This window comes from Streptomyces endophyticus (assembly GCF_035798155.1).
Lineage (GTDB): Bacteria > Actinomycetota > Actinomycetes > Streptomycetales > Streptomycetaceae > Streptomyces > Streptomyces endophyticus.
This window is the reverse complement of record NZ_JAOZYC010000132.1, coordinates 35,693-48,093: the sequence shown is the minus strand read 5'-3', so window position 1 is coordinate 48,093 and position 12,401 is coordinate 35,693. Positions and strand designations below refer to the sequence as shown.

At 69.1% G+C, this 12,401-nt stretch carries 10 protein-coding genes; 9 read left to right on the top strand and 1 reads right to left on the bottom strand.

Going from position 1 to position 12,401, the window contains the following annotated elements; all coding sequences use genetic code 11:
- Nucleotides 1–21 precede the first annotated feature (21 nt).
- The 9 genes from ftsW to OKJ99_RS23060 all read left to right on the top strand — a co-directional run bounded on the left by ftsW (nucleotide 22) and on the right by OKJ99_RS23060 (nucleotide 8,700).
- On the top strand, nucleotides 22–1,350 hold the full coding sequence (ftsW, locus tag OKJ99_RS23100) for a putative lipid II flippase FtsW (RefSeq protein ID WP_326019269.1): 1,329 nt from the start codon (nucleotides 22–24) through the stop codon (nucleotides 1,348–1,350).
- Between the two features lie 6 nt (nucleotides 1,351–1,356).
- Nucleotides 1,357–2,445 (top strand): undecaprenyldiphospho-muramoylpentapeptide beta-N-acetylglucosaminyltransferase, encoded by a 1,089-nt coding sequence (murG, locus tag OKJ99_RS23095; RefSeq protein ID WP_326019268.1) that lies wholly within the window; start codon nucleotides 1,357–1,359, stop codon nucleotides 2,443–2,445.
- A 28-nt stretch (nucleotides 2,446–2,473) separates the two neighbouring features.
- Nucleotides 2,474–3,277 carry a cell division protein FtsQ/DivIB gene (locus OKJ99_RS23090; RefSeq protein WP_326019267.1) on the top strand — a complete coding sequence of 268 codons (804 nt, stop codon included), beginning with the start codon at nucleotides 2,474–2,476 and terminating at the stop codon, nucleotides 3,275–3,277.
- Between the two features lie 298 nt (nucleotides 3,278–3,575).
- Entirely contained in the window at nucleotides 3,576–4,814 is a 1,239-nt protein-coding gene (ftsZ, locus tag OKJ99_RS23085) for a cell division protein FtsZ (RefSeq protein WP_326019266.1), read from the top strand.
- 45 nt (nucleotides 4,815–4,859) lie between these two features.
- The gene (gene pgeF, locus OKJ99_RS23080) at nucleotides 4,860–5,600 is read left to right on the top strand and encodes a peptidoglycan editing factor PgeF (RefSeq protein ID WP_407700746.1); all 741 of its coding nucleotides are present in this window, start codon (nucleotides 4,860–4,862) and stop codon (nucleotides 5,598–5,600) included.
- A 6-nt stretch (nucleotides 5,601–5,606) separates the two neighbouring features.
- The gene (locus tag OKJ99_RS23075) at nucleotides 5,607–6,335 is read left to right on the top strand and encodes a YggS family pyridoxal phosphate-dependent enzyme (RefSeq protein ID WP_326019264.1); all 729 of its coding nucleotides are present in this window, start codon (nucleotides 5,607–5,609) and stop codon (nucleotides 6,333–6,335) included.
- Between the two features lie 126 nt (nucleotides 6,336–6,461).
- Nucleotides 6,462–7,106 carry a cell division protein SepF gene (locus tag OKJ99_RS23070; protein ID WP_326019263.1) on the top strand — a complete coding sequence of 215 codons (645 nt, stop codon included), beginning with the start codon at nucleotides 6,462–6,464 and terminating at the stop codon, nucleotides 7,104–7,106.
- Nucleotides 7,107–7,181: 75 nt separating this feature from the next.
- A complete protein-coding gene (locus OKJ99_RS23065) occupies nucleotides 7,182–7,466 on the top strand; it encodes a YggT family protein (RefSeq protein ID WP_326019262.1) in 285 nt (94 codons plus the stop codon).
- Nucleotides 7,467–7,521: 55 nt separating this feature from the next.
- The gene (locus OKJ99_RS23060) at nucleotides 7,522–8,700 is read left to right on the top strand and encodes a DivIVA domain-containing protein (protein ID WP_326019261.1); all 1,179 of its coding nucleotides are present in this window, start codon (nucleotides 7,522–7,524) and stop codon (nucleotides 8,698–8,700) included.
- Between the two features lie 224 nt (nucleotides 8,701–8,924).
- Here the strand turns inward: OKJ99_RS23060 and ileS are convergent, their stop codons facing one another.
- Nucleotides 8,925–12,062 (bottom strand): isoleucine--tRNA ligase, encoded by a 3,138-nt coding sequence (gene ileS, locus OKJ99_RS23055; RefSeq protein WP_326019260.1) that lies wholly within the window; start codon nucleotides 12,060–12,062, stop codon nucleotides 8,925–8,927.
- Between the last annotated feature and the right edge of the window lie 339 nt (nucleotides 12,063–12,401).

Genomic DNA, 12,401 nt, shown 5'->3' with positions numbered 1-12,401 from the left:
GCTCATCGGTGGGGGACGGTCATGGCCGGTAGCAGTCCTCCCCGCACGACCGGGCGCCCCGCCGCACCCCCGCGGAAGACCAGCAAGGTCTACCGGGCCCGGGTCAACCCGGCGCGCCGCCTGTACGCCCAGGCCAAGCGCGCCTGGGACCGGCCGCTCACGGCGTACTACCTGATCATCGGGGCCGCGCTGCTGCTCACGGTCCTCGGCCTGGTCATGGTCTACTCGGCTTCGATGATCACGGCCCTGCAGATGGGCCTGTCCAGCTCGTACTTCTTCCGCAAGCAGTTCGTCGCGGCCGTCATCGGCGGCGTCCTGCTGCTGATCGCGATGCGGATGCCGGTGAAACTGCACCGGGCGCTCGCCTACCCGATCCTCGCCGTCAGTGTCTTCCTCATGGTCCTCGTGCAGGTGCCGGGGATAGGGGTGTCGATCAACGGCAACCAGAACTGGATCACGCTCGGCGGCCCCTTCATGCTGCAGCCCAGCGAGTTCGGGAAGCTGGCGCTGATCCTGTGGGGCGCCGATCTGCTGGCGCGTAAACACGACAAGCGGCTGCTGACCCAGTGGAAGCACATGCTGGTGCCGCTCGTTCCGGTGGCTTTCATGCTGCTCGGGCTGATCATGCTCGGTGGCGACATGGGCACGGCGATCCTGCTGACCGCGATCCTTTTCGGCCTGCTGTGGACGGCCGGGGCACCGACGCGGCTCTTCGTGGGCGTGCTGTCGGTGGCCGCCATGATCGGGCTGCTCCTCATCAAGACCAGCCCGAACCGGATGGCCCGCCTCGCCTGCCTGGGCAGCGCCGACGCGGGACCCGGCGACATGTGCTGGCAGGGACTGCACGGGATCTACGCCCTGGCCTCCGGCGGACTCTTCGGTTCCGGCCTCGGGGCAAGTGTGGAAAAGTGGGGACAACTTCCCGAAGCGCACACCGACTTCATCTTCGCCATCACTGGTGAGGAACTGGGCCTGGCGGGGACGCTGTCGGTGCTCGCCCTGTTCGCGGCTCTAGGCTATGCGGGTATCCGCGTGGCCGGACGCACGGAGGACCCCTTCGTTCGCTATGCCGCGGGAGGCGTGACGACGTGGATCACGGCACAGGCCGTGGTCAACATCGGTGCGGTGCTCGGCCTGCTGCCGATCGCCGGAGTCCCGCTCCCGCTGTTCTCGTACGGGGGGTCCGCACTGCTTCCGACCATGTTCGCCGTGGGGCTGCTGATCGCGTTCGCGCGGGACGAGCCGGCGGCGCGGGCTGCACTCGCCATGCGGCGGAGCCCGGGAGGCCGGGGGATGAGATGGAACACGATGCGACGGCGCGCCTCGGCGCGCCCGTCCAGAGAGCGGTGAATTTCGGTGCATGTCGTACTCGCCGGTGGGGGGACCGCCGGCCACATCGAGCCGGCGCTCGCCCTCGCGGACGCCCTGCGCAGGGCGGACCCGACCGTGGGCATCACGGCCCTGGGCACGGAACGCGGCCTTGAGACCCGCCTCGTACCGGAGCGCGGCTACGACCTGGCGCTGATCCCCGCCGTACCGCTGCCGCGCAAGCCCACGCCCGAACTGATCACGGTTCCCGGCAGGCTGCGCGGCACCATCAAGGCGGCCGAGCAGGTCATGGAGCGCACCAAGGCGGACGCGGTCGTCGGTTTCGGCGGATACGTGGCGCTGCCCGGCTACCTCGCCGCCAAGCGGCTGGGCGTGCCGATCGTGGTGCACGAGGCCAACGCGCGGCCAGGTCTGGCCAACAAGATCGGTTCGCGGTACGCGGCGCAGGTCGCGGTCTCCTCGCCCGACAGCAAGCTGCGCAACTCGCGCTACATCGGCATCCCGCTGCGCCGCACCATCGCGCTGCTCGACCGGGCGCAAAAGCGGCCCGAGGCGCGCGCCGCGTTCGGCCTCGACCCGAACCTGCCGACGCTGCTCGTCTCCGGCGGCTCCCAGGGTGCCCGGCACCTGAACGAGGTCGTCACGCGCGTCGCGCCGTTCCTCCAGCAGTCCGGCATCCAGGTGCTGCACGTGGTCGGCCCGAAGAACGAACTGCCGCAGGTCCAGCAGATGCCGGGGATGCCCCCGTACATCCCGGTACCGTACGTGGACCGGATGGACCTCGCGTACGCCGCGGCCGACATGATGCTCTGCCGCGCGGGCGCGATGACCGTCGCCGAACTCTCCGCCGTCGGGCTCCCGGCCGCGTACGTCCCGCTGCCCATCGGCAACGGCGAACAGCGGCTCAACGCCCAGCCGGTGGTCAAGGCGGGCGGCGGCCTGCTGGTCGACGACGCGGAGCTGACCCCCGAGTGGGTCCAGGCCAATGTCCTGCCCGTGCTCGCCGACCCGCACCGGCTGTACGAGATGTCCCGCGCGGCCGCCGAGTTCGGCCGCAGGGACGCCGACGACCTGCTCGTCGGGATGGTGTACGAGGCGATCAACTCGCGTCGTTAGCGAGTAGACGAAGGTAAGGCAGGGGACAGTGGCCGGACCCACTACTACGGATCGCGAACAAGAGTCGTCCGAGGCGTCCGAGCCGCCCCCCGCCGCGGGATGGGTGCGCATGCCGAGCGTGCGCACCCTTGTCGTGGCCGGAGTGCTGCTCGTGCTGCTCGGCGCGGGCGGCACCTGGCTGCTGTACGGCTCGCCGTGGCTGCGCGTGGAGCGCGTCAAGCCCTCCGGCACCCGGGTCCTGACTCCCTCTCAGGTCCGCGACGCGGCCGCCGTGCCGGTGGGTGCCCCGCTGATCTCCGTGGACACGGACGCCATTGAGGACCGGCTGCGCCGGGAATTGCCCCGAATCGACTCGGTTGACGTGGTCCGTTCATGGCCGCACGGAATCGGGCTGAAAGTGACGGAGCGCAAGCCGGTTCTGATTGTCGAAGACGGCAGAAATTCAGACAAGTTCGTCGAAGTCGACCGTGAAGGCGTTCGTTTCGCGACGGTGGACAAGCCCCTGAAGGGTGTTCCCCGCCTCGAATTGACGCCGGATCAGGGGAGCGCCGAGGCCAGCCTGCGGCGTTTCGGCCCCAGTCGGCTCGTGCGAGAGGCGGTGCGGGTCGCCGGGCAGCTTCCGAAGCCGGTCGCGCGTGACACGCGGACCGTCAAGGTCCGTTCGTACGACGCCATCTCGTTGGAGCTGTCCGGAGGGCGGACCGTCGCCTGGGGGAGCGCCGAGCAGGGTGACACGAAGGCACGTACTCTCACCGCTCTCATGAAAGCCGCGCCGAAGGCCAGGCACTTGGACGTGAGTGTTCCCACGGCCCCTGCCGTGTCCGGGAGTTGACGCACATTGATGCAGGCCAGCACCCTGGTTGGGCATCGACACGGCTGATCACATAGGGTGAAAAGAAAAACGGGAGGTTCGGCGTGTTCGTTGAACGGGCGCCACTTGTCGACTTAGTGTCAGGTTCGGAAGAGTCCAGGAAACAGACACACTGGTAACCCTAAACTTCAGCGTTAGGGTTCGGGTCGGCAGTCGACTAGTAGTCAACTAGTAGTCCGGACCGCCCCAATTCGGCATCAGTCGTCGCACCGTAGAACGCGAGGCGGCGACACGTAACTCGAGGCGAGAGGCCTTCGACGTGGCAGCACCGCAGAACTACCTCGCAGTCATCAAAGTCATCGGTGTCGGCGGCGGTGGTGTCAATGCCATCAACCGGATGATCGAGGTCGGTCTCAAGGGCGTCGAGTTCATCGCCATCAACACCGATGCGCAAGCCCTGTTGATGAGCGACGCGGACGTCAAGCTCGACGTCGGCCGTGAACTCACCCGCGGACTCGGCGCCGGAGCCAATCCGGGCGTCGGCCGCAAGGCGGCCGAGGATCACCGCGAGGAGATCGAGGAGGTCCTCAAGGGGGCCGACATGGTCTTCGTCACCGCCGGTGAAGGTGGCGGCACCGGCACCGGCGGCGCACCCGTCGTGGCCAACATCGCGCGCTCGCTCGGCGCCCTGACGATCGGTGTGGTCACGCGGCCGTTCACCTTCGAGGGACGGCGCCGGGCCAACCAGGCGGAGGACGGCATCGCCGAGCTCCGCGAAGAGGTCGACACCCTCATCGTCATCCCGAACGACCGGCTCCTGTCCATCTCGGACCGGCAGGTCTCCGTCCTCGACGCCTTCAAGTCGGCGGACCAGGTCCTGCTCTCCGGTGTCCAGGGCATCACCGACCTCATCACCACCCCGGGGCTCATCAACCTCGACTTCGCGGACGTGAAGTCCGTGATGTCCGAGGCGGGTTCGGCTCTGATGGGGATCGGCTCCGCCCGCGGAGACGATCGCGCGGTGGCCGCGGCCGAGATGGCGATCTCCTCGCCGCTCCTCGAGGCGTCCATCGACGGCGCCCGCGGCGTGCTGCTGTCCATCTCCGGCGGCTCGGACCTCGGTCTCTTCGAGATCAATGAGGCCGCGCAGCTGGTCAGTGAGGCGGCCCATCCCGAGGCGAACATCATCTTCGGCGCCGTCATCGACGACGCGCTCGGCGACGAGGTGCGGGTCACCGTCATCGCGGCGGGCTTCGACGGCGGGCAGCCGCCGAACAAGCGGGACAACGTGGTCGGTTCGTCGACCGCCAAGCGTGACGAGTCGGCGCCGCCGCGGCCTTCGACGCCGGCCCCCGAGCCCGCGCGTCCGTCCTTCGGCAACCTCGGCAGCGTCACCCAGCGCGAGGAGTCCCAGCCGCAGACGCCGACCCCGCCGGCCGAGGCACCCGCCCCGGTGAACGAGGCGCCGGTGGCCCCGCCCGCCCCGCCGCAGGTTCCGCGGCCGTCCTACCCGGACAGCCAGGCCGAGGAGCTCGACGTGCCGGACTTCCTCAAGTGATCACGTGTTTCTGAACGTGATCGTGGAGCAGGTCGGATCACCGCAGTGACAGGACAACCTCACACAGTGGCTTCCGAGAGTGGCGCGCACTTCGCCTTCACCGACCGGTGGGGCGGGGTGAGCGCCGCTCCGTACGAGGAGCTCAACCTCGGCGGCGCGGTCGGCGACGACCGCGAAGCCGTGCTCCGCAACCGGGAGCTGGCAGCCCAGGCGCTCGGTCTCGACGCCTCCCGTGTCGTGTGGATGAACCAGGTGCACGGCCCCGACGTGACGGTGGTGGACGGGCCCTGGCCCACCGAAGCCGACATTCCGTGCGTCGACGCCCTCGTCACGACGCGGCGCGGACTCGCGCTCGCCGTGCTGACGGCGGACTGCACCCCCGTTCTCCTCGCGGACCCGGTCGCCGGGGTCGTCGCCGCCGCGCACGCGGGACGCCCCGGCATGGTCGCCGGAGTGGTGCCGGCCGCGGTCCGGGCGATGGTGGAGCGGGGCGCCGAGCCGGCCCGGATCATCGCCCGCACGGGGCCCGCGGTCTGCGGACGCTGTTATGAGGTGCCGGCCGAGATGCGGGCCGAGGTCGCGGCGGTGGAACCGGCGGCGTACGCCGAGACCAGCTGGGGCACACCGGCCGTCGATGTGACCGCCGGTGTGCACGCCCAGCTGGAGCGGCTCGGGGTGCGTGACCGGGAGCGGTCGCCGGTGTGCACACTTGAGTCGCACGATCACTTCTCGTACCGCCGCGACAAGGCCACCGGCCGACTCGCCGGCTATGTCTGGCTGGACTGAGACGACATGACGAACCTTCAGGAACGTACGGCAGAGCTCGCCGCGAACCTGGCCACGGTGGAGGAACGTATCACCGCGGCCTGCGCGGCGGCCGGGCGCAAGCGGGACGACGTGACCCTCATCGTGGTCACGAAGACCTACCCGGCGAGCGATGTGCGGATCCTGTCCGGCCTCGGCGTGCGGCACGTGGCGGAGAACCGGGACCAGGACGCGGCGCCCAAGGCCGCGGATTGCTCGGATCTGCCGCTCACTTGGCACTTTGTCGGTCAGCTCCAGACCAACAAGGTCCGTTCCGTGGCGAGTTATGCCGGTCTGGTGCAGTCCATTGACCGGGGCAAGCTCGTCACGGCGCTCTCCAAGGAAGCCGTGCGGGCCGACCGCGAACTGGGTTGCCTGATCCAGGTCGCGCTCGACGCCGGTGCGGACGGCCGGGGGGAGCGCGGGGGCATCGGCCCGGGTGGAGTGGAGGAGTTGGCCGCGCGCGTGGCCGAGGCTCCGGGGCTGCGGCTCGACGGACTGATGACCGTCGCGCCGCTCACCGGGGACTACGCGGGGCGGCAACAGGCGGCGTTCGAGCGGCTCATGGATTTGTCGACTGCCATGCGCGCGGCCCATCCGGCTGCGAACATGGTCTCGGCAGGGATGAGTTCGGACCTTGAGCAGGCCGTGGCGGCCGGAGCGACACATGTGCGCGTCGGTACCGCGGTCCTCGGTGTCCGACCCCGGCTCGGGTAACGTCGCGAAGAAGTCGGACCACAGCAGAAAATATGGTCATTCTCGCTGATGGGCGGGGAGGCCACGTGGATCGCGGGCACTTTGGTTGACGTCAGCCGATCCACCACAGAGCGGAGGACTCAGAGAATGGCCGGCGCGATGCGCAAGATGGCGGTCTACCTCGGCCTCGTGGAGGACGATGGGTACGACGGCCGGGGGTTCGACCCCGATGACGACTTCGAGCCCGAACTCGACCCGGAGCCCGAGCGTGACCGTCGACGGCACGAGCCGTCGCATCAGTCACACAACTCCCATGCTACGACGGATGTGGAGGAATCGGTCAGAGTGGTGCAGCCTCCGGCTCAGCGTGAGCCGGCGCGCCAATCCGCTTCGCTAGCCGCTGAATCCGGACGTCCGGCACGAATCGCCCCCGTGGCATCCATCACACCTGAACGTCAGAGCCTGGAGAAGAACGCACCGGTGATCATGCCCAAGGTCGTGTCCGAGCGGGAGCCCTACCGCATCACCACATTGCACCCCCGGACCTACAACGAGGCCCGTACCATCGGGGAACACTTCCGTGAGGGCACCCCGGTGATCATGAATCTGACGGAGATGGACGACACCGACGCGAAGCGACTTGTCGACTTTGCCGCCGGTCTTGTGTTCGGTCTTCACGGGAGCATCGAGCGAGTGACACAGAAGGTGTTCCTGTTGTCGCCTGCTAACGTCGATGTCACGGCGGAGGACAAGGCCCGTATCGCAGAGGGCGGGTTCTTCAACCAGAGCTGAGACGCAGCAAAGTACGAACGGCTAGCTACCAACTAGTCACAAGGCACGAGACACAGGGGAGAGGGAACCGCCGACATGGGCGTGTTTTTTGATGTGGTCTACATCGCGCTGATGTGTTTCCTCATCGTGCTGATCTTCCGGCTGGTCATGGACTACGTCTTCCAGTTCGCCCGCTCGTGGCAACCCGGCAAGGCGATGGTGGTCGTTCTGGAGGCCACCTACACTGTCACTGATCCACCGCTCAAGCTTCTGCGGCGGGTCATTCCGCCGCTGCGTCTCGGGGGCGTGGCGCTCGACCTGTCCTTCTTCGTACTGATGATCATCGTCTACATCCTGATTACCCTCGTGGGCTCGGTGTGAGCGCGATGTCAACTACGGTCTTGCCGAATGCCGACGACAACGTTGAGGTGAAGAGATGCCGTTGACCCCCGAGGACGTGCGGAACAAGCAGTTCACGACCGTCCGCCTCCGAGAAGGCTATGACGAGGACGAGGTCGATGCCTTCCTCGATGAGGTCGAAGCCGAACTGACTCGTCTCCTACGTGAGAACGAGGACCTGCGGGCGAAACTTGCCGCAGCCACCCGTGCCGCTGCCCAGAATCAGCAGCAGGGCGGCATGCGCAAGGGTCCCGGTGGACCTGGTGGCCCCGGTGGGCCTGGCGGTCCCGGTGGACCCGAGGGTCCGCAGGACCAGCAGCAGCAGGGCCCCCCGCAGGGCATGCGAGGCCCGGGCGCCCCGGTGCCCGCGGGTATATCGGGCCCGCCGCAGCAGCAGATGGGCGGCCCCATGGGTGGCCCGCCCCAGCTGCCGAGCGGTGCCCCGCAGCTGCCGGCCGGTCCTGGTGGACACGGCCCGCAGGGTGGACCGCAGCAGGGTCCCGGCCCGATGGGCCAGGGTCCGATGGGCCAGCAGCCGCAGCTGGGTGGCCCGATGGGCGGCCCCATGGGCGGCCACGGTGGCCCGCAGCTGCCGCAGCCCGGTCAGGGCCCCGGTGGCGACAGCGCCGCCCGTGTCCTCTCGCTGGCCCAGCAGACCGCCGACCAGGCGATCGCCGAGGCCCGCTCCGAGGCGAACAAGATCGTCGGCGAGGCGCGCAGCCGTGCCGAGGGTCTTGAGCGTGACGCCCGTGCCAAGGCCGACGCCCTGGAGCGGGACGCGCAGGAGAAGCACCGCGTAGCGATGGGCTCCCTGGAGTCCGCTCGCGCCACGCTGGAGCGCAAGGTCGAGGACCTGCGCGGCTTCGAGCGCGAGTACCGCACGCGTCTGAAGTCGTACCTGGAGTCGCAGCTGCGCCAGCTGGAGACCCAGGCCGACGACTCGCTGGCCCCGCCGCGTACCCCCGCGACCGCGAGCCTGCCGCCGTCCCCGGCGCCTTCCATGGCTCCGGCCGGTGCGGGTGCGCCGTCCTACGGCGGCAACCAGCCGATGGGTGGCAACCAGCAGAACGGCGGCCCGTCGTACGGCGGCGGCCAGCAGCAGATGTCGCCCGCGATGACGCAGCCGATGGCTCCGGTGCGGCCGCAGGGTCCGCAGCCGATGGGACAGGCTCCGTCGCCGATGCGAGGCTTCCTCATCGACGAGGACGACAACTGAGCGGCGCGTTTGCTCGTAGCGCCAGGTAGTAGCTAGGCGTCGGCATTCATTCAGACCTTGGCCCGGATCGTTTCTGCGATCCGGGCCAAGGTCTTTTTGCGTGCCGCTCGGGTGGGCGTTCTGGTGTGCGTCCCGGGTACGAAACGCCGAAGGGCCGTCTCCCCAGAAACGTTTCTGGGGAGACGGCTGGGGCGGGCGACCCGGGTCGCCCGCCCCAGCAGGGGTTACGCCTTGCGGAGGTGGAAGGTCAGGCTCAGGCCCTCGTCCGTGAAGGCGGAGCCGTACGTGTCGTCCGGCTCGGCCTGGGCGAAGTCCGTGGCGAGGACCTCGTCGGCGATCAGACCCGCGTGCTCGGACAGGGCCGAGATCACCGCCGGGTCCGTGGACGTCCAGCGCAGGGCGATCCGGTCCGCCACGTCCAGGCCGCTGTTCTTGCGGGCCTCCTGGATCAGGCGGATCGCGTCACGGGCCAGGCCGGCCTGCCGCAGCTCCTCCGTGAGCTCCAGGTCGAGCGCCACCGTGGCACCGGAGTCCGAGGCCACGGACCAGCCCTCGCGGGGCGTCTCCGTGATGATGACCTCATCCGGGGCGAGGTCGATCTTCTCGCCGTCGACCTCCACCGCGGCGTTGCCCTCGCGAAGGGCCAGGGAGAGCGCCGCGGCGTCCGCGTTCGCGACCGCCTTCGCCACGTCCTGGACGCGCTTGCCGAACCGCTTGCCGAGCGCCCGGAAGTTCGCCTTGGCGGTGGTGTCCACCAGGCTGCCGCCGACGTCCGAGAGCGAGGCCAGGGAGGAGACGTTCAGCTCCTCCGTGATCTGGGCCTGGAGCTCGGGGGAGAGGTTGGCGAAGCCCGTCGCCGCGACCAGCGCGCGCGAGAGCGGCTGGCGGGTCTTGACCCCCGACTCCGCGCGCGTGGCGCGGCCGAGCTCCACGAGTCGGCGGACCAGCGCCATGTGCGTCGACAGCTCAGGGTCGATCGCCGCGCGGTCGGCCTCGGGCCACGAGGACAGGTGCACCGACTCCGGGGCGTCCGGGGTGACCGGCACGACCAGGTCCTGCCACACGCGCTCCGCGATGAACGGCGTGAGCGGCGCCATCAGCTGAGTGATCGTCACCACCACGTCGTGCAGGGTGCGCAGCGCGGCCTTGTCGCCCTGCCAGAAGCGGCGGCGCGAGCGACGCACGTACCAGTTGGAGAGGTCGTCGACGAACGCCGAGAGCAGCTTGCCCGCGCGCTGGGTGTCGTACGCCTCAAGGGCCGTCGTGACCTCGTCCGTGAGCTGGTGCAGCTCGGACAGCAGCCAGCGGTCGAGCACCGTGCGGTCGGCCGGGGCCGGGTCCGCCTCGCTCGGCGCCCACTCGGTCGTACGCGCGTACAGGGCCTGGAAGGCGACCGTGTTCCAGTACGTGAGGAGCGTCTTGCGGACGACCTCCTGGATGGTGCCGTGGCCGACGCGGCGGGCCGCCCACGGGGAGCCGCCGGCCGCCATGAACCAGCGCACCGCGTCCGCGCCGTGCCGGTCCATCAGCGGGATCGGGTCCAGCGTGTTGCCCAGGTGCTTGGACATCTTGCGGCCGTCCTCGGCGAGGATGTGGCCGAGGCAGACCACGTTCTCGTAGGACGACTTGTCGAAGACCAGGGTGCCGATCGCCATGAGGGTGTAGAACCAGCCGCGCGTCTGGTCGATGGCCTCGGAGATGAACTGCGCCGGGTAGCGGGACTCGAAGAGTTCCTTGTTCTTGTACGGGTAGCCCCACTGCGCGAACGGCATGGAGCCCGAGTCGTACCAGGCGTCGATGACCTCGGGCACGCGCACCGCTTCGAGGGAGCAGCCCTCGTGGGTGCAGGTGAAGGTGACGTCGTCGATGTACGGGCGGTGCGGGTCGAGCTCTGACTGGTCCGTGCCGGTCAGCTGGGTGAGCTCCTCGCGCGAGCCGACGCAGGTGAGGTGGTTCTCCTCACAGCGCCAGATCGGCAGCGGGGTGCCCCAGTAGCGGTTGCGGGAGAGCGCCCAGTCGATGTTGTTCTGCAGCCAGTCGCCGAAGCGGCCGTTCTTGACGGTCTCCGGGAACCAGTTGGTCTTCTCGTTCTCCTGAAGGAGGCGGTCCTTGATGGCCGTGGTGCGGATGTACCAGGACGGCTGCGCGTAGTAGAGCAGTGCCGTGTGGCAGCGCCAGCAGTGCGGGTAGCTGTGCTCGTACGGGATGTGCTTGAAGAGCAGGCCGCGGTTCTGGAGGTCCTCGGTCAGCTGTTCGTCGGCCTTCTTGAAGAAGACACCGCCTACGAGGGGGACCTCCGGGGAGAAGGTGCCGTCGGGCAGCACCGGATTCACGACCGGCAGGCCGTACGCGCGGCAGACCTTGAGGTCGTCCTCACCGAAGGCGGGGGACTGGTGGACCAGACCCGTACCGTCCTCGGTCGTCACGTAGTCGGCGTTGACGACGTAGTGCGCCTCGGCCGGGAACTCCACCAGCTCGAACGGACGTTGGTACTTCCAGCGCTCCATCTCCGCGCCGGTGAAGGACTCGCCGGTGGTCTCCCAGCCCTCGCCGAGCGCCTTCTCGACGAGCGGCTCGGCGACGACCAGCTTCTCCTCGCCGTTCGTGGCGACGACATACGTCACGTCCGGGTGCGCGGCGACCGCCGTGTTGGACACCAGGGTCCACGGGGTCGTCGTCCAGATGAGGAGCGAGGCCTGGCCCGCCAGCGGACCGGAGGTGAGGGGGAAACGGACATAGACCGAGGGGTCCACGACCGTCTCGTAGCCCTGGGCCAGCTCATGGTCGGAGAGGCCGGTGCCGCAGCGCGGGCACCAGGGGGCGACGCGGTGATCCTGGACCAGGAGGCCCTTGTTGAAGATCTCCTTCAGCGACCACCAGACCGAGTCGACGTACTCCGGGTTCATCGTCCGGTACGCGTCCTCGAGGTCGACCCAGTAGCCCATGCGGGTCGTCAGGTCGGAGAAGGCGTCGGTGTGCCGGGTCACGGACTCGCGGCACTTGGCGTTGAACTCGGCGATGCCGTACGCCTCGATGTCCTTCTTGCCGCTGAAGCCGAGCTCCTTCTCGACCGCCAGCTCCACCGGGAGGCCGTGGCAGTCCCAGCCCGCCTTACGGGCCACGTGGTAGCCGCGCATCGTACGGAACCGGGGGAACACGTCCTTGAAGACGCGGGCCTCGATGTGGTGGGCGCCCGGCATGCCGTTGGCCGTGGGCGGGCCCTCGTAGAACACCCACTCGGGGCGCCCCTCGGACTGCTCCAGGGTCTTGGCGAAGATCTTCTGCTCGTCCCAGAAGTCGAGCACCGCGTGCTCGAGGGCGGGCAGGTCGACCTGGGCGGGCACCTGGCGGTACTGCGTCATCAGTCTTCCTCCGGCGGATCTGCCTTCTTCCGTCGGAGGGACGAGAGGCTGCTGCGCCGTGTGCGGCGCGCTCCCGCGGTACCACCCTCCTTGGCCCGCCGGGGCGTGCTGCGCTCCGGTGAGCCCCCTCATTGGGGTCGCGATGCCGGGTCTACTGGCCGCTGGCTGTGCGCTGCGGCGTTCTTCCGGCGGCTCCGGGGTGATCTTCGCGTCGCGCTCGCCGCCGGGCTTCCACCGTCCCCGGTTCGCTCTTGGCTGCGTACGCCGCTACTCGGCCCCATCCACGCTTCTCGCTCCGCCCAGTGTACGGCGCCCGGGAGGAGGCGGCCGACCGGATTT